10 protein-coding genes and 4 tRNA genes are annotated in these 17,451 nt (G+C 67.3%); 11 read left to right on the forward strand and 3 right to left on the reverse strand.

Translation table 11 applies throughout. From position 1 onward, the window contains the following. Window positions 1-115 precede the first annotated feature (115 nt). Window positions 116-2,962, forward strand: a complete 2,847-nt coding sequence (uvrA, locus tag BKH32_RS06405; RefSeq protein WP_075249167.1) for an excinuclease ABC subunit UvrA — start codon at window positions 116-118, stop codon at window positions 2,960-2,962. Between the two features lie 72 nt (window positions 2,963-3,034). On the opposite strand, the gene BKH32_RS06410 is transcribed toward uvrA, so the two are convergent. After that, window positions 3,035-5,734, reverse strand: a complete 2,700-nt coding sequence (locus BKH32_RS06410) for a DUF2339 domain-containing protein (RefSeq protein ID WP_075249168.1) — start codon at window positions 5,732-5,734, stop codon at window positions 3,035-3,037. A 208-nt stretch (window positions 5,735-5,942) separates the two neighbouring features. Here BKH32_RS06410 and BKH32_RS06415 point away from each other — a divergent pair, with 208 nt between their 5' ends. Continuing rightward, the gene (locus BKH32_RS06415) at window positions 5,943-7,319 is read left to right on the forward strand and encodes a UTP--glucose-1-phosphate uridylyltransferase (protein WP_075249169.1); all 1,377 of its coding nucleotides are present in this window, start codon (window positions 5,943-5,945) and stop codon (window positions 7,317-7,319) included. A gap of 159 nt (window positions 7,320-7,478) precedes the next feature. Here the strand turns inward: BKH32_RS06415 and BKH32_RS06420 are convergent. Next, a tRNA-Val gene (locus tag BKH32_RS06420) sits at window positions 7,479-7,551 on the reverse strand. 150 nt (window positions 7,552-7,701) lie between these two features. Between BKH32_RS06420 and BKH32_RS06425 the strand changes: the two genes are divergently transcribed. The 8 genes from BKH32_RS06425 to BKH32_RS06460 all read left to right on the forward strand — a co-directional run bounded on the left by BKH32_RS06425 (window position 7,702) and on the right by BKH32_RS06460 (window position 15,037). Continuing rightward, window positions 7,702-7,774: transfer RNA gene (locus BKH32_RS06425), tRNA-Gly, on the forward strand. Between the two features lie 36 nt (window positions 7,775-7,810). Beyond that, a tRNA-Cys gene (locus BKH32_RS06430) sits at window positions 7,811-7,881 on the forward strand. Between the two features lies 1 nt (window position 7,882). Continuing rightward, window positions 7,883-7,954: transfer RNA gene (locus tag BKH32_RS06435), tRNA-Val, on the forward strand. 125 nt (window positions 7,955-8,079) lie between these two features. Further along, window positions 8,080-10,236 carry an excinuclease ABC subunit UvrC gene (uvrC, locus tag BKH32_RS06440; protein ID WP_075249170.1) on the forward strand — a complete coding sequence of 719 codons (2,157 nt, stop codon included), beginning with the start codon at window positions 8,080-8,082 and terminating at the stop codon, window positions 10,234-10,236. A gap of 50 nt (window positions 10,237-10,286) precedes the next feature. Then, window positions 10,287-10,499 carry a TOBE domain-containing protein gene (locus BKH32_RS06445; RefSeq protein WP_075249171.1) on the forward strand — a complete coding sequence of 71 codons (213 nt, stop codon included), beginning with the start codon at window positions 10,287-10,289 and terminating at the stop codon, window positions 10,497-10,499. 128 nt (window positions 10,500-10,627) lie between these two features. After that, on the forward strand, window positions 10,628-11,485 hold the full coding sequence (locus tag BKH32_RS06450) for a PRD domain-containing protein (protein ID WP_075249172.1): 858 nt from the start codon (window positions 10,628-10,630) through the stop codon (window positions 11,483-11,485). A gap of 183 nt (window positions 11,486-11,668) precedes the next feature. Further along, entirely contained in the window at window positions 11,669-13,519 is a 1,851-nt protein-coding gene (locus BKH32_RS06455; protein ID WP_075249173.1) for a beta-glucoside-specific PTS transporter subunit IIABC, read from the forward strand. A 54-nt stretch (window positions 13,520-13,573) separates the two neighbouring features. Next, on the forward strand, window positions 13,574-15,037 hold the full coding sequence (locus BKH32_RS06460) for a glycoside hydrolase family 1 protein (RefSeq protein WP_075249174.1): 1,464 nt from the start codon (window positions 13,574-13,576) through the stop codon (window positions 15,035-15,037). A 31-nt stretch (window positions 15,038-15,068) separates the two neighbouring features. On the opposite strand, the gene purT is transcribed toward BKH32_RS06460, so the two are convergent. Continuing rightward, entirely contained in the window at window positions 15,069-16,355 is a 1,287-nt protein-coding gene (purT, locus tag BKH32_RS06465; protein WP_075249175.1) for a formate-dependent phosphoribosylglycinamide formyltransferase, read from the reverse strand. A gap of 120 nt (window positions 16,356-16,475) precedes the next feature. On the opposite strand from purT, the gene rapZ reads away from it, so the two are divergent. Next, the gene (rapZ, locus tag BKH32_RS06470) at window positions 16,476-17,450 is read left to right on the forward strand and encodes an RNase adapter RapZ (protein ID WP_075249176.1); all 975 of its coding nucleotides are present in this window, start codon (window positions 16,476-16,478) and stop codon (window positions 17,448-17,450) included. Window position 17,451 lies beyond the last annotated feature (1 nt).

Below are 17,451 nucleotides of genomic sequence, written 5' to 3' on the forward strand. Positions count from 1 at the left end.
CCGGCCGTGGCGAGAACCCAGGAGTGCCGGCGTTCTTCCGCCGCCCCGGCCATGAGACACGTCGAACACATGTGCGACGCGCGGGACGTGCAGTCAACCCTTAGACTCGAATCCCGTGAACGACTCTCTCATCATCCGTGGGGCCCGCGAGCACAATCTCAAGGGCGTCGACCTGGACCTGCCGCGCGACACGATGATCGTCTTCACCGGGCTGTCGGGATCGGGCAAGTCCTCCCTCGCCTTCGACACGATCTTCGCCGAGGGGCAGCGCCGCTACGTGGAGTCCCTGTCCTCCTACGCCCGTCAGTTCCTCGGGCAGATGGACAAGCCTGATGTCGAGCTCATCGAGGGCCTGAGCCCGGCCGTGTCCATCGACCAGAAGTCCACCTCGCGCAACCCCCGATCCACGGTGGGCACCGTGACGGAGATCTATGACTACCTGCGCCTGCTCTACGCGCGGGCCGGCGTCCAGCACTGCCCGGTCTGTGACGCCGTCATCTCCTCCCAGACCCCGCAGCAGATCGTCGACCAGGTCCGCTCCCTGCCCGAAGGCACTCGTTTCCAGGTCCTCGCCCCAGTGGTGCGCGGACGCAAGGGCGAGTACTCCGAGCTCTTCGGCGAGCTGCGCGGGCGCGGCTTCAACCGGGTGCGCGTCGACGGCGCCTCCGAGCGCCTCGACAACCCCCCGACCCTCAACAAGCGCCTCAAGCATGACATCGAGGTCATCGTCGACCGGCTCGTCGTCCGCGAGGGCATCCGCCAGCGCCTCACCGACTCGGTGGAGACGGCCCTCGGCCTGGCCGAGGGCCTGGTCATCATTGAACAGGTCGACCTGCCTGAGGACGACCCCGACCGGGAGCGACGCTACTCCGAGAAGCGCGCCTGCCCCAACGAGCACCCCCTGGCCCTGGACGAGATGGAGCCGCGCACCTTCTCCTTCAACGCCCCCTACGGCGCCTGCCCCGCCTGCACCGGGATCGGCACCCGGCTCGAGGTCGACCCCGAGCTCGTCGTTCCCGACGAGGAGCTGACCCTGGCCGAGGGCGCCGTCGCCCCCTGGTCGAGCCACCAGAAGTACTTCACCCGTCAGCTCGAGGCCCTGGGCAAGGAGCTCTCCTTCGACGTCGACACCCCCTGGTGCGCCCTGCCGGCGCGCGCCCGGGAGGCGATCCTGCGCGGCAAGGACTACGAGGTCAAGGTCACCTACCGCAACCGTTGGGGGCGCGAACGCATCTACTCCACCGGCTTCGAGGGGGTTCTCGACTACGTTATGCGCAAGCATGACGAGACCGAGTCCGACTGGTCTCGGGAGCGCTACCAGGCCTACATGCGTGAGATCCCCTGCCCCGCCTGTGCCGGGGCCCGGCTCAAGCCCGAGGTACTGGCCGTGCGCGTGGGCGAGCTGTCCATCGCTCAGCTGTGCGAGCTGCCGATCGCTGAGGCCAGAGACTTCCTGGCCAACCTCAACCTCACCGGCCAGGCCGCCCAGATCGCCGGCAGCGTCCTGACCGAGATCAACGCGCGCCTCGGCTTCCTCGTGGACGTGGGGCTGGACTACCTCAGCCTGGCCCGCGGCGCGGCCACGCTCTCCGGGGGTGAGGCCCAGCGCATCCGCCTGGCCACGCAGATCGGCTCGGGCCTGGTGGGCGTCCTCTACGTCCTGGACGAGCCCAGTATCGGCCTGCACCAGCGCGACAACACCCGACTCATCGAGACCCTCCAGCGACTGCGGGACCTGGGCAACACGCTCATCGTCGTCGAGCACGACGAGGACACCATCCGCTCAGCCGACTGGATCGTTGACATCGGGCCTGGAGCCGGCGAGCTGGGCGGTGAGGTCGTCTACTCCGGTGACGTCGCGGGCCTGGCCGGAGCCGAGGGCTCGGTCACCGGCGACTACCTGGCCAGACGGCGTCAGATCGAGATCCCCGCCACTCGGCGCAAGCGGGACAAGGGTCGTGAGGTCACCGTCGTCGGCGCCCGCGAGAACAACCTCAAGGATGTCACCGTCTCCTTCCCGCTCGGTGTGCTCACCGCCGTCACGGGTGTATCCGGCTCGGGAAAGTCCTCCCTGGTCAACTCCATCCTCTTCCAGGTGCTCGCCAACAGGCTCAACCGTGCCCGCGGCGTGCCCGGCAGGCACAAGACGGTGCGGGGAGTGGAGCACCTGGACAAGGTGGTCCACGTCGACCAGTCACCGATCGGACGCACCCCCCGCTCCAATCCCGCCACCTACACCGGGGTGTGGGACCACATCCGCAAGATCTTCGCGGCCGTGCCCGAGTCGAAGGTGCGCGGCTATGGACCCGGGCGCTTTTCCTTCAACGTCAAGGGCGGACGCTGCGAGTCCTGCAAGGGTGACGGCACGCTCAAGATCGAGATGAACTTCCTGCCCGACGTCTACGTCCCCTGCGAGGTCTGTCACGGCGCCCGCTACAACCGGGAGACCCTGGAGATCCGCTACAAGGACAAGACGGTCGCCGACGTCCTGGACATGACCATCCACCAGGCTGCCGAGTTCTTCTCCGCCTCCTCGGTCATCTCCCGCCACCTCAACACCCTGGTCGAGGTGGGACTGGGGTATGTGCGCCTGGGCCAGTCGGCCACCACGCTCTCCGGCGGTGAGGCCCAGCGCGTCAAGCTCGCCACCGAGCTGCAGCGCCGCTCCACCGGCCGCACCATCTACGTCCTGGATGAGCCGACCACCGGGTTGCACTTCGAGGACATCCGCAAGCTGCTCGGGGTGCTTCAGGGACTGGTGGACAAGGGCAACTCCGTGGTCGTCATCGAGCACAACCTCGACGTCATCGCCAACGCCGACTGGGTCATCGACATGGGACCCGAGGGCGGCAAGGGCGGGGGAACCGTCGTCGTGGCCGGGACCCCGGAGAAGGTCTCGGCCACCGAGTCGTCCTACACCGGCCGGTTCCTGGCTCCGGTGCTTGAGGCCGCCCGAGGCTGACGCCCCTACCCGCTCCGGTCTGGCTCTGCTGGACGGCTCGACGTCGGATCCCCGGTCGGATCCCCGCCGCCCTCACATGTTCCCGGGACCCATGGGGACCTGGTCGCGCTCACGACGCTGCTCCTGCGCGAAGCGGTTGTAGAGCAGCGAGAGGACGAAGCAGACGACACCCGCGGCCGCCAGAGAGATGACTCGAATGATCGAGTTCTGCGAGGCCACGTCCACAACGGCGAGCTTGAGCACGGACAGAAGCACCAGAGTCAGTCCGTAGTGGCGCAGGATCGTCAAACGTGCCCCGAAACCGAAGACGATGCAGGCTCCGCCCGTCAGCAGCACCAGCACCGACATGAGGACCGAGCTCGGGCCCGTTTCGGTGGCCACCATGACTGAGAACCACATGAGCAACGAGTTGCCGATCGCAAGGCTCAGGCACACCTCCGCACTCCGCCTCCAGGGAAGCAGAAGCCACGTGGCGCTGGCTCCCAGCCCCAGGGCGACGGCGACCAGTAGCAGCATCCAGATCGTCGAGGACGCGGCCTCAGCCCACGACAGCGTCACCAGTGCCAGCACGGTCACCATTCCCGAGACGATCCAGGACGGTGCCGGTGCCCCCGTCTGTCTCCCTGCCGGGTCGGGCAGGGCCGCACCATGGGGGCCTACCCGGTAACGGGCTCCTCGGCACTGCCCACTGAGCACTCGCAGAGGCGTGGCGTCACTAGAGACCGCCCCCAGCGCGATGAGTGCGATCGTCACGAGCCCCGGAACCATGCGCAGGGCCGTCCAGGTGCCCCGGGAGTCCTCCACGAAGCCGGAGCCCAGGAACGGAGCGAGGACGGTGATGTTGAAGGCCACTACCGCCAGGGCCGCCCGCAAGGCTTGCATCCGGGGCTGAGTGCGTGTAGCTGCGGCATACGGAGCCTGGGTTGGGGAGCTGCGGGCGACGCGGTCGCCGAGCCCTTCGGCCACGCTCACCATGAGCGCAGAGATCACCACGGAGATGATCAGCGACCAGGAATCGCTGCGGGAGTAAGCAGTGCCCGGGGGCACGAGAATCGGCGCCGTCCCGAGGAGGGCCAGGATCGGGGCCGGCTCCACTCTTCCGTTCAGGATGGCCGGGAGAAGGCACAGCATCGCTGCGACGACGACGAAGAGATGGACTCGGGGGTCGTCAATGATCACCATACCGGTCAGTGCGAGGGGGAAGAATGCGACCTCGTGCCCGATTGCCATGGCACGGCGCCAGCGATCGGGGCAGTAGGCCGGGAGTATGGCGAGCGCCGCCGCGGCCAGCAGGAGGAGCTCGAGGAGGTAGGTGATGACGACGACGGTATGCGCCAGGTGGAGACTCGTCTGCCCCGTCAGCAGGTTGATGAACCCCACCATGAGCACCGCCACGGTGAGGCCCCAGTCCCAGCCCGAGGTCTTGACCCCAATACTCCACAGCCGTGTGCTCGCGTGAATGGTCTGGCACACCAGCAGCAGGCACAGGATGAGAGGGATGCTGGTGCCGCCGACGGTGGAGACGCGCAGCATCGGGTGGATCGGCGTGGCGATGAGGGCGGTTGCCGTTGCCGCCATCGAGGTCACCGGGTACCAGGCGGCCTGCCTCATCCGTCCGGTGTTGCGCGACAGGACGGTGCAGGTCAGTGCCAGCACCGTGACATAGATACTGACCATCAGCCACGTGATGAGCGCTGCCTGTGGCTGGAGCGCCACGTGGCTGACTGCGAACCAGATGGTCACCAGGGCACCGAGAGTGGAGACGACCGCTGTGAACAGCACCCGTGTCATGTGGGACACGGCCAGGAGCACGAGGCCCCAGCAGGCCATGAGGACCAGAGCGGGCTCCGGGCGGAGCATCCCGCCGAGAAGAACGGCCCCCACGATGGCGACGAAACCCAGCCCCCCACCGGTTCCCGTGATCGTTGCCGCGGCGACACGGTGACGGGGATGACTGAGTCCCAGCCGAGCCCCGGCCGCTGTCATCGTGATCGCGATGAGTGCCAGTCCCAGGATCTTGACGGGGTTGGGAATGGAGTCCCAAACGAGAGCCAGCAGACTGACCCCGGCAGACAGCACGAGCACCGCTGCGGCGCCGGAGAGCAGATAGCGCCCGAGGTTGCCCTCCCGCATCGCTCGCTGGGCCCAGCCCGGAACTGCCTCGGCCTCAGCGCCGCGTGCCTGCCCGGCGCCTGCCGGTCCCGCCTGATTGGTCGCCTGCATATGCGGGGCGTTGCCCGCCATGGGGACATGCTGCATCGGAGTCGGGCCCGCCTGGGGTGCGTAGGCTCGCGCGGGCTCCATGGGGGCGGGGGGCTGATAACGCTGGGCAGGCGGCACCTCGTTCTGGGGGACTCGGGGAGCGTTCGAAGCCGTGGCCGTCGTGGGGCGGGCGTCCTTGTCCGCGGGGAGCGCCTCGCTGACGGAAGCCTGAGCGACAGCCTCATTGAGGGGCTGCCAGGAGCCCTGAGAGGCAGCTCTTGCCGCCGGGGGGATCGAGGGGGGAGCCGTCTCCGGCTGGGAGGGGGCGCTGATGGGTGAGGAACCGGCGTGCTCGTCAGCGACGTCGGCGGCGGCAGACGCCTTCGGGGCGACACCGGGGCTGCCGCTGCTCGCTGTGGCGGGGGAGACGCTGCTCTCCTGCGTCGGGGTGGCGGAGGAGTAGGTCAGCCAGGTGACGCGCTCCGCGAGCCAGTCGATCTTCCTCTCGATGAGGTCCAGTCGCTGCAGGACCAGGGCGACATTCGGTCCGACAGTGGGCGGCATGGACATGACGGTTCTCCTCGTCACTCGGTGCTCGGCGGTGAGCACGTGTCACTCAACCGGTTCATCTGAGAGTAAGGGGGAGTCATCGATGTCGTGAAGGGGGTACAAGTTCCCTGTGGATAACTCGAGAACGAGGAAAGGACAGATCACTCAAGAACGAACAGAGTCGAACAAAGTTGCACAAGAACGGTCAGGCTGGGATAGGCTGCGTGTCATGAGCGAGAACGGACTCACTTCAGCCCAGCACAAGATGCGCGACGCCGGCGTCGCCGAGCAGGCCATCACGGTTTTCACCCACTACTACCAGTCCCTGGAGGCGGGGGCCACCGGACTCATCCCCGAGGAGACCATCGAGCCCCTGACGCAGATCGACTCTCTGGCTGACGTCGAGGTCAGCGAGGAGGCGGCCCGCGAGGCGCTGAGCAAGACGGTCCTCATCCGGCTCAACGGGGGACTGGGCACCTCGATGGGCCTGGATCGCGCCAAGTCCCTCCTGCCGGTGCGTGACGGCAAGACCTTCCTGGACCTGCTGGTCGATCAGGTCCTGGCGGCGCGTCGACGCTACGACGTGAGCCTGCCGCTGATCCTCATGAACTCCTTCCGCACCCGCGAGGACTCCCTCGAGGTGCTGGCCGAGCACCCCGAGATCCGGGTCGACGGCCTGCCCCTGGACTTCCTGCAGAACCGCGAGCCCAAGCTGCGCGCTGACGATCTGACTCCCGTGGAGTGGGAGGCCGACCCCGAGCTCGAGTGGTGCCCTCCGGGCCATGGCGACATCTACACCGCCCTGCTCGCCTCCGGGCTGCTGGACGCCCTCCTGGACAAGGGCTACCGGTACGCCATGACCGCCAACTCCGACAACCTCGGCGCGGCGCCCTCGGCCAGGATCGCCGGCTGGTTCGCCGCCTCCGGCGCACCCTATGCCCCGGAGATGTGCCGCCGCACTCCGGCCGACGTCAAGGGCGGCCACCTGGCCGTACGCAAGAGCGACGGGCGCATCATCCTGCGCGACACGGCGCAGACCCCCGAGGACCAGATGCACTACTTCACCGACCAGTTCCGCCACCCCTTCTTCCACACGAACAACCTCTGGTTCGACCTCAAGGTGCTGCGCGACACCCTGGTCGAGCGGGGAGGGATCCTCGGGCTTCCGCTCATCAGGAACAGCAAGACGGTGGACCCCGCCGACTCATCCTCGACGCCGGTCATCCAGCTCGAGACCGCCATGGGTGCCGCTGTGGAGGCCTTCGAGGGCGCGACCGCCATCGAGGTGCCGCGCTCCCGCTTCCTTCCGGTCAAGACCACCAACGACCTACTGCTGGTGCGCTCGGACGTCTACGAGGTCGACGACGACGGTCTGCTGCAGATGGTCCCGGAGCGGGCCTGCACCGTGAGTCTCGACCCGCGCTTCTACAAGAAGATCCAGGACTTCGAGGCCCGGTTCCCTGACGGAGTCCCCTCCATCAAGGACGCGCAGTCGTTGACCGTGGACGGCGACTGGACCTTCGGTGCCGGCGTCGTCGCCACCGGTGAGGCGCTCGTGGAAGCGGAGGGCTCGCCCGGAAGGATCGCCGACGGCACCCGGATCTGAACGAGCCGTTGGTCGCGACCTTGCTGGCCGCTGCTGGCCGCTGCACGGTGGCGCCGGACTCTCAGTCATCGGGTCCGGCGCCACTGCGCTGAGTAGGAATGAGAAAACGCTTGCCCTCCAAAGAGGGGGCAAGCGTGAGGAAAGTGAAGTGCTGTCCGGTGGGCGATACTGGAATCGAACCAGTGACCTCCTCGGTGTGAACGAGGCGCTCTAACCCCTGAGCCAATCGCCCGGTGCGGCGCTAACCATAGCCAGGCCGGTGCCCCCGGAGCAAACGGCTGCCCGGTGAGGTGAATCACCGCGATGCTGTTTGCCTGTCACTGCGATCGTGATGCTATGGTTTTCCAGCACCGAGCGGTTCGGCCGAACCGTGAGGAATCATGCGGATGTGGCTCAGTTGGTAGAGCATCACCTTGCCAAGGTGAGGGTCGCGGGTTCGAGTCCCGTCATCCGCTCCGAGGAGCCGGGAGCGCCCAGCCCCAGCATCTCATGGTGGGTTGGCCGAGAGGCTAGGCACCGGCCTGCAAAGCCGTTTACACCGGTTCGAATCCGGTACCCACCTCGGGCGATTGGCGCAGCGGGAGCGCGCTTCCCTGACACGGAAGAGGTCACTGGTTCGATCCCAGTATCGCCCACTACCATGATGAGGGCCCGAGCCGTACCGGCTCGGGCCCTCCGTCGTTCGCGGGTTATCGGCGTGAACGTGGTGCTTTAGGTGGCGTGTCGTGAACGAGGATGATGGGCGTCTACCCTTGCGGGCATGGCCGACCCCTCGACGTACCGTCCTGCCCCGGGCGAGATCCCCACGTCCCCGGGGGTCTACCGATTCCTGGACGGGCAGGGGCGCGTCATCTACGTCGGCAAGGCCAAGAACCTGCGTCAGCGCCTGTCCAGCTACTTCCAGGACCTTGCCGCCCTGCACCCGCGCACCCAGAAGATGGTCACCACCGCATGCGCCGTGGAATGGACGGTCGTGTCCACCGAGGTGGAGTCCCTGGCCCTGGAGTACTCCTGGATCAAGGAGTTCAACCCCCGTTTCAATGTCATGTACAAGGACGACAAGTCCTACCCCTACCTGGCGGTCACGATGGGGGAGACCTACCCCCGCGTGCAGGTGGTCCGCGGGGCCCGCAAACCGGGAACCCGCTACTTCGGTCCCTTCGTCCAGGCCTGGTCCATCCGCGAGACCGTCGACCAGCTGCTGCGGGTGTTCCCGGTGCGCTCCTGCTCCGTCGGGGTCTTCCGCCGTGCCCAGGCCTCGGGGCGTCCCTGCCTGCTGGGGTACATCGATAAGTGCTCCGCCCCCTGTGTGGGCCGTATCAGCCCGCAGGACCATCGGGCGCTGGCCGAGGACTTCTGCGCCTTCATGGCTGGGCGCACCGGTCCCTACCTGCGTCAGGTCGAGGCGGAGATGAAGGCCGCTGCTGCCTCCCTCGACTTCGAGAAGGCCGCCCGCCTGCGTGACGACGCCGCCGCACTGCGCAAGGTCATCGAGGGCAACGCCGTCGTCCTGCCCGACGCCACCGACGCCGACGTCTTCGCCCTGGTCCGCGACGAGCTCGAGGCAGCCGTTCAGGTCTTCCACGTCCGCGGCGGCCGGGTGCGCGGGCAGCGCGGCTGGGTCGTCGACCTCATCGACGACGCCGGGGACGCCGAGCTCATCGAACGCCTCCTGGAGCAGGTCTACGCCTCCCTCATCGATCCGGCCGACGCCGGCGCCGTCCACCACAGCGGCGCCCCCACCTCCTCGGGTACCACCACCTCCGTCGGGGTGGGGGAGCGCGCCCCGTCCAGCCCCCTGCCCCGCAACGGTCCCAACGGCTCCAACGGTGACGCCTCCCGGCGCAACGGGGAGTCGGCGGCCACGAGCGTCGACGACGTCGCCCACACAGCGACCACAGCGGTGCCCAAGGAGATCCTGGTCCCCGAGATGCCCAGCAACGCCGCCACCGTGCGAGCCTGGTTGGCCGGCCTGCGTGGAGCGAAGGTCGACCTGCGCGTCCCGCAGCGCGGCGACAAGGCCGCCCTCATGGACACGGTGCGCAAGAACGCGGAAGAGGCCCTGCGGCTGCACAAGACCCGACGGGCGGGAGACCTCACCCAGCGCACCCTCGCCCTCGATGAGCTCGCCGAGGCCCTCGACCTGTCCGAGGCGCCCCTGCGCGTCGAGTGCTACGACATCTCCCACACCCAGGGCACCTACCAGGTCGGCTCCATGGTCGTCTTCGAGGACGGTGCCCCCCGCAAGTCCGACTACCGGCGCTTCACCGTGCGCGGCCAGGACGGCAGTGGAGCCGCCGACGACACCGCTGCCATGCACGAGGTCCTCACTCGCCGGTTCAAACGGCTCATCGCAGAGCAGGGACAGGGCGAGGCGGCCGCCCGTGCGGCCGAGGAGATCGAGGACGCCGAGGGCGTCGCCGTCGCCTCCGGCCCTATCGACCCCGAGACCGGCAAGGCCCGGCGCTTCTCCTACGCACCCGGGCTGGTCGTCGTCGACGGCGGTCTGCCGCAGGTCAATGCCGCCCGTTCGGTCCTCAACGAGCTCGGCATCGATGTTCCGCTCATCGGCCTGGCCAAGCGCCTGGAAGAAGTGTGGGTGCCGGGGGAGGAGTTCCCCGTCATCCTGCCGCGCACGTCACCTGCCCTCTACCTGCTCCAGCACCTGCGCGACGAGTCCCACCGCTTCGCCATCACCCACCACCGCAAGAAGCGCTCGGCAGGCCTGACCCGCTCCGTCCTGGACGGGATCCCCGGCCTGGGACCGGCTCGTCAGGCGGCCCTTCTGCGGGAATTCGGCTCGGTCACACGCATCCGCCAGGCCGACGCGGACGACATCACCCGTGTCAAGGGCATCGGACCGGCTTTGGCGGGTACTATCCTGGCTCACCTCAACAGTCCAGATACCAAGCAGTAGCGTGAGCTCACGGTGTGCTGGACTGGCGTCGACTCGAAAGGAAACCCCGTATGAGGATCTCCGCCCGCAACCAGCTGCCCGGCACTGTCGTATCCGTTGAGAAGGGCGCCGTCAACGGCGTCGTCAAGATCGAGGTCGCCCCCGGCGTCATCATCACCTCCTCCATCACCAACGCGGCCATCGAGGAGCTCGAGCTGGCAGAGGGCAAGAAGGCGGTCGCCGTCGTCAAGGCCTCCTCCGTCATGGTGGGCCTGCAGGACTGAGCAGGACTGAGTCGGTCTCACCGGCATCGGGGCTGTCCACGGGGGCATGGGGGCATCTCTCATCTCGTGCCAGTGGCCGCTCGCCCCTTCGCCATTCGGGGACGAACGGCTCATGGCACAATCGGTTCGTGGAGATACTGCGGGTGCTCAACAACAACGTCGTGCTCGCGCGCGACGAGATCGGGCGCGAGGTGATCCTGACTGGCCGAGGTCTCGGCTTTCAGCGTAAGCGCGGCCAGGACGTCGATGTCTCCCTCATCTCCCGCCGCTACATCCCGGCCGACAGCGCCCAGTCGGTGGCGGAGGTCATCGCCGGGATCCCGTTGGAGCGCTTGATACTCATCGAGCGGGTCTTCCGCAAGGCGGCCCGGGGCCTGAACACGGATGTTCCCTCCTCGACCCTGATCGCCGTCGTCGACCACATCAACCAGGCCATGGAGCGCGTCCGCCAAGGGCTGATCATGGACTATCCGCTGCGCGCCGAGGTCGCCCACCTGCATCCCGAGGAACTGCGGCTGGCAGAGGTCATGATCGAGGAGATCAACGCCGCGCAGGAGGTCCAGCTGCCTGGCGGTGAGGCTGTCGCACTGGCCCTCCACCTCTTCACCGCTGCCATCGGCGCTCCCTCGGCCCAGGCCGCCAGCGAGCAGTCGAGACTCATTGGTCAGGTCATGGGACTGCTGGAGAAGTCCTTTGGCGAAGCCTTCGACGTGGACTCCGTCAACGCTGCGCGCTTCGCGGTCCACCTGCGCTATTTCCTGGTGCGCGCACGCACCGCGGTACAGATCGAGGATGGTACGTCCTCCCTGGTCGCTGAGGCCCTGCGCGCCTCCGACCCCGATGCCTGCAGAGTGGCCCGGCGTATCAGGGATCTGCTGGAGATTCGCCTGAACACCACCGTCACCGATGATGAGACCGCCTACCTCGCCCTGCACCTCGCCCGGTTGATCTCCTCCCTCCCTCAGGCTACCCGAAGTGATGTGTAACACAGGACGCCGTCTTGTTTGCCGATCTGATTATTCATATCATTCGTAGCGGATTCCGTTGAGGGATTCACAGGATTGTGACCCGTCCGGGGCAAGACCTGAGACACGTCAGCGTTAAGGCGCTGCCATTGTCTCGGGTCTTTTTTGTTTCCTGGAAGTGGTCGCTCATTCAGGAGGACATCAATGGCGAAGGTCGACTATGCGGCGCTGGCGCCGCGGCTGCTGGACAATATCGGAGGCGAGGAGAACATCGCCTCCATGACCCACTGCGCAACCCGTATGCGATTCGTTCTCAGGGACGAGTCCAAGGCCTCGACCGAGGCCGTTAAAGCACTCGACGGCGTCGTCACTGTGGTGCAGGCCGGCGGCCAGTACCAGGTGGTCATCGGTAACGACGTGCCGCTGCTCTATGAAGAGCTGGACAGGCTCACCAACCTGACCGGCGATGACGAAGAATCGACCGGCAACGACGGCAACCTGTTCGACCGGTTCATCAAGATGGTCTCGGCCCTCATTAACCCCGTGGTGTGGACGCTTGCGGGAGCGGGCCTCATCAAGGCCTTTCTGACGCTGACAACGACGCTGGGGTGGCTGAAGGAGGACTCCACCACCCATACGATCCTCAATGCCGCAGGCGACTCGGCTCTGTACTTCCTGCCGATCCTGCTGGCCATCACCTCGGCGCGCTACTTCAAAGCCAATGAGATGACGGCCGTCGCCCTGGCCGGAGCCCTGGTGTATCCCGAGATCGTCGCGCTCAACGACGCCGGCGGCCCAGTCACCTTCTTCGGTGTCCCGGTGGTCATGGCCTCCTACACCTCCTCGCTCCTTCCAATCATTGTGGCCGTATGGTTCCAGTCCCGTCTGCAGCGCTGGCTGACCAAGATCCTTCCCTCATCCATCCGCAACTTCTCAGTTCCGTTGCTCGTGCTGCTCATCATGGTCCCCCTGACCCTCATCACTGTCGGCCCGGTAACGACCGCGGCGTCGAACGGCACCGCCTCATTGATGAACGCGCTTTTCGAACACGTGCCCTGGGTGGCGGGAGCCGTCATGGGAGCCTTCTGGCAGGTCTTCGTCATGTTCGGCGTGCACTGGGGGCTGGTGCCGGTCATGCTCGCCCAGTACAACGACCCGGGCTTCTCTCTCATGGCGGGGCCGATCTTCCCAGCCGTGCTGGCCCAGGCGGCCGCGACCCTCGGCGTCATGATCCGCACGCGAAGCATGAAGATGCGGGAGCTGGCCGGACCGGCCTCGCTGTCCGGGTTCCTGGCCGGCATTACCGAGCCCGGGATCTACGGTGTCAACCTGCCTCTCAAACGTCCCTTCCTCTACGGCTGCATCGGTGGTGCTGTGGGGGGCATCATTGTCGCAGCAGGAAACGGGGCAACTACCTCCTTCGTCTTCCCCTCCCTCATCGGTATTCCTGCGCTGATCAACCACGGAAACCTCGTCCTGGTCTTCATCGGTATGGCCGTCGCCGTCGTCATCTCCCTGGCTCTCACCCTCGTCCTCGGATTCAAGGATCCGGCCCCGGATGAGCCCTCCCCGGTCGTTTCCGAGGAGAGCGATGCCGAGCCCACCACCGTGCTCACCTCACCGATGAACGGATCCGCCATGCCGTTGGAGAACGTCGCCGACCCGGTCTTCTCCTCCGGTGCCCTCGGAAACGGCGTCGGCATCATTCCCTCCGACGGTCACGTCGTCGCGCCGGCATCGGGTACCGTCGTCACCGCCATGGAGTCCGGCCACGCCTACGGCATCAAGACCGACGACGGCGTCGAGATCCTCATCCACGTCGGCCTGGACACCGTCAATCTCAAGGGCGAGGGATTCACCCCCAACGTGAGCGCCGGTGAGCGAGTCGGGCGCGGCGAGCCTCTGGTAGACGTTGATCTCAAGGCGGTTCGCGATGCCGGATACGACCCCACCACGATCCTTGTCGTCACCAACACCGCCTCGCTGGGCGCCGTCGTCCCGATCGTCGATGGCGAGGTCACCACCAGTACCACCGTGGTTGAGATCGACCGCTGAACCGATACCTAACCGCTGAACCGAAGCAGAGAGAAACACATCAGGAGACAGCACATGACCGCCACGTCCACCACTTCCGAGAGCAATCTGAACTTCCCCGAAGGTTTCCTGTGGGGCGGGGCCACTGCCGCCAACCAGATCGAGGGCGCCTACAACGAGGGCGGCAAGGGCCTGTCCGTCCAGGACGTCATGCCCCGGGGCATCATGGCCCCGCCCACCCAGGCCCCCACACCGGACAACCTCAAGCTCGAGGCGATTGACTTCTACCACCGCTACGCCGAGGACATCGCCCTGCTGGCGGAGATGGGTTTCAAGGTCTTCCGCTTCTCCATCGCCTGGAGCCGCATCTTCCCTCTCGGCGACGAGACCGAGCCCAACGAGGAGGGACTCGCCTTCTACGACCGGGTCCTCGACGAGCTCGAGAAGCACGGGATCGAGCCACTGGTCACCATCAGCCACTACGAGACCCCGCTGCACCTGGCGCGCACCTACGACGGCTGGACCGACCGCCGCCTCATCGGCTTCTTCGAGCGCTACGCCCGCACCCTGTTCGAGCACTATGGCAAGCGGGTCAGGTACTGGCTCACCTTCAACGAGATCAACTCCGTGCTCCACGAACCCTTCCTGTCCGGCGGCATCGCCACGCCCAAGGACAGGCTCAGCGAGCAGGACCTCTACCAGGCCATCCACCACGAGCTCGTCGCCTCCGCGGCCGCAACCAGGATCGCCCACGATATCAACCCCGACATCCAGGTCGGCTGCATGATCCTGGCCGTGCCCACCTACCCGCTCACCCCCGACCCCCGGGACGTGTGGGCGGCCAAGCAGGCAGAGCGCGCCAACTACGCCTTCGGGGACCTCCACGTACGCGGCGAGTACCCCGGCTACCTGCGGCGGACCCTGCGGGACAAGGGCATCGAGCTGGAGATCACCGAGGAGGACCGCGCGCTGCTGCGGGAGCACACCGTCGACTTCGTCTCCTTCTCCTACTACATGTCCGTGTGCGAGACCGCCACCCAGTCGGCCGAGGCCGGCCGGGGCAACCTCATGGGTGGCGTGACCAATCCCACCCTTGAGGCCTCCGAGTGGGGATGGCAGATCGACCCGACGGGCCTGCGCACTATCCTCAACGACTACTGGGACCGCTGGGGCAAGCCCCTGTTCATCGTCGAGAACGGCCTGGGAGCCAAGGATGTTCTCGTTGACGGCCCCAACGGCCCCACGGTCGAGGACGACTACCGCATCGCCTACATGAACGACCACCTGGTCCAGGTCGCCGAGGCCATCGCCGACGGCGTCGAGGTCCTGGGCTACACCTCCTGGGGCTGCATCGACCTGGTCTCGGCCTCCACCGCCCAGATGTCCAAGCGGTACGGGTTCATCTACGTGGACCGCGACGACGACGGCAACGGCACCCTGGCCCGCTACCGCAAGAAGTCCTTCGGCTGGTACCGCGACGTCATCGCCTCCAACGGCGCCTGCCTCGTGCCTCCGACGCACGAACCGCCGCGGGCGTAGCCACTGAGACTCCGCGGCCCGGGCGGCCGGCTCAGACGCTGGGACGAATCGCCTGGGCCGCGGCCCGGGCCCGGTCGACGGCGACCTCGACCTCGTCAGCGCAGGCCACTACGACGCCCAGGCGTCGACCCGGGTGGGCCTCGGGCTTGCCGAACAGCCGCAGATCCACCCCGTCCTGCGCAAGCGCCTCCTCCAGGCCGGCGAAGCTCACGCCCTCACCAGGAGCGGACTCGCCCGTCGCCTTGATGGTCACCGAGGCACCGGGGGAGCGCAGCGTCGTGTCCACGGGCAGCCCCAGCAGAGCACGGGCGTGCAGCTCGAACTCGCTCAGGCGCTGACTCGCCAGCGTCACCAGGCCGGTGTCATGGGGGCGCGGTGAGACCTCGGAGAAGAGGACGTCCTGGCCGCAGATGAACATCTCCACCCCGAACAGACCCCAGCCGCCCAGCGCCGTGGTCACGGACTCAGCCACTTGCTGTGCCCGCTCCAGGGCCACCGGGCTCAGGTGCTGCGGCTGCCAGGACTCCACATAGTCCCCATCGACCTGCCGGTGCCCGATCGGCTCGCAGAAGTTCGTCACCGTCTCCCCGGTGCCGGGATGACGCCAGCGCACCGTGAGCAGAGTGATCTCGGTGTCGAAACGCACGAAGCCCTCCACAATGACCCGGCCCCGATCGACCCGCCCGTCGGCCGCCGCATAGCGCCAGGCCGCCTCCAGGCCCTGCGGCCCGCGCGCCACCGACTGGCCGTGGCCCGACGAGGACATGACCGGTTTGACCACGCACGGAAAGCCCACTCGCTGAGCCCCCGCCCGCAGCTCGTCCAAGGAGGAGGCGAAGGCGTAGGGACTGGTCGCCAGCCCCAGCTCCTCGGCGGCCAGGCGGCGGATGCCCTCACGATTCATCGTCAGCTGTACCGCACGGGCGGTCGGCACCACCCGCACCTCACCGGCATCCTCCAGGGCCGCCAGGGCATCGGTGGCCAGCGCCTCGATCTCCGGGACGACGATCGTGGCGCCGCTGGCACGGATGGCGGCCGTCAGCGCCTCGGAGTCGCTCATGTCCACCGTCAGGGCGTTGTGCGCCACCTGCTGGGCCGGAGCCCCCTCATAGCGGTCGATCGCCGTGACCTCCACCCCCAGGCGGGTCAGAGCGATCGCCACCTCCTTGCCGATCTCACCGGCGCCCAGCAACGCCACCTTCGTCGCGCTGCTGGTCCAGGGCGTGCCCAGCACCGGGGCTGCGGACTGGTGCGTCGCAGTCTCCTGGGACGCGCACCGGGGCGAGCGGGCCTGGTCGGACATGGGGGAGGAGCTCATGGGGCCTCCTGACGTCTGGCGCCGAGAACCGGCGGCAGTGAGTACTGGCAACGATGAAACGCTACCGGTAAACCGGCGTCGGCGACGGGCGGGCCGAGCTGGACGTGCGATGCTTGGGGCATGCATGACGAGCGCCGCCCTCAGCCCTCCTCCGGCAAGCGCCAGCGGCTTCAGGACACGGTTCCCATCGAGATCCCCGCCCTCGATGAGGCCACACCTCCGGTTCCCCCGGCAGAACGTCCCGAGATGATCATTGTCACGGGAATGTCCGGGGCGGGGCGCTCGCGCGCGGCCAACGCGCTGGAGGACCTCGACTGGTACGTCGTGGACAACCTGCCGCCCCAGCTGCTGCCGGCCCTGTCGGGAATGATGACGACGGTCGGTGCCGGGGTGCACCGGCTCGCCGCGGTGGTCGACGTGCGCAGTCGCGAGTTCTTCTCCCACTTCATGGACTATCTGCGCCAGGTCCGCAACAACGGCACCGACGTGAGGCTCATCTTCCTGGACGCCTCCGACGCCGTGCTGGTCAGACGCTTCGAGTCCTCCCGCAGACCCCACCCGTTGCAGGGCAGCGGCTCAGTCCTCGACGGGATCGAGCACGAGCGCACTCTCCTGGGGGGACTGCGGGGCGTGGCCGACAGCGTCATCGACACCTCCGACTACTCCGTCCACGACCTCGCCCGGCGGGTGCGCGAGCTCGTGGCGCACGAGTCCGACCTGGCCCTGCGTATCAACGTCATGTCCTTCGGGTTCAAGTACGGCATTCCCCTGGACGCCGACCACGTCCTGGACGTGCGCTTCATCCCCAACCCCTACTGGGTCTCCGAGCTGCGCCACCTCACTGGACGTGACGCACCGGTGGCCGACTACGTCTTCGCCCAGAAGGGTGCGGCGGCCTTCGTCGACGGGTACGCCGACCTGCTCATCCCCGCGCTCCCGCAGTACATCGATGAGCTCAAGCCTCACGTTACTCTGGCTGTGGGCTGCACCGGCGGCAAGCACCGCTCCGTGGCCTCGGCCGAGAGGCTCGGGGCCAGATTGAGGCGGGCAGGTTTCGAGGTCGTCGTCCAGCACCGCGATCTGGGACGGGAGTAGG

The sequence above is a fragment of the Actinomyces oris genome, from assembly GCF_001929375.1.
GTDB lineage: Bacteria > Actinomycetota > Actinomycetes > Actinomycetales > Actinomycetaceae > Actinomyces > Actinomyces oris_B.

Bases quoted from the DNA above. Each gene is read 5' to 3' on its own strand.
- BKH32_RS06460 (WP_075249174.1), top strand. From the start codon at position 13,574: ATGACCGCCACGTCCACCACTTCCGAGAGCAATCTGAACTTCCCCGAA.
- BKH32_RS06445 (WP_075249171.1), top strand. From the start codon at position 10,287: ATGAGGATCTCCGCCCGCAACCAGCTGCCCGGCACTGTCGTATCCGTT.
- purT (WP_075249175.1), bottom strand. From the start codon at position 16,355: ATGAGCTCCTCCCCCATGTCCGACCAGGCCCGCTCGCCCCGGTGCGCG.
- BKH32_RS06415 (WP_075249169.1), top strand. From the start codon at position 5,943: ATGAGCGAGAACGGACTCACTTCAGCCCAGCACAAGATGCGCGACGCC.
- BKH32_RS06410 (WP_075249168.1), bottom strand. From the start codon at position 5,734: ATGTCCATGCCGCCCACTGTCGGACCGAATGTCGCCCTGGTCCTGCAG.
- uvrC (WP_075249170.1), top strand. From the start codon at position 8,080: ATGGCCGACCCCTCGACGTACCGTCCTGCCCCGGGCGAGATCCCCACG.
- rapZ (WP_075249176.1), top strand. From the start codon at position 16,476: ATGCATGACGAGCGCCGCCCTCAGCCCTCCTCCGGCAAGCGCCAGCGG.
- BKH32_RS06455 (WP_075249173.1), top strand. From the start codon at position 11,669: ATGGCGAAGGTCGACTATGCGGCGCTGGCGCCGCGGCTGCTGGACAAT.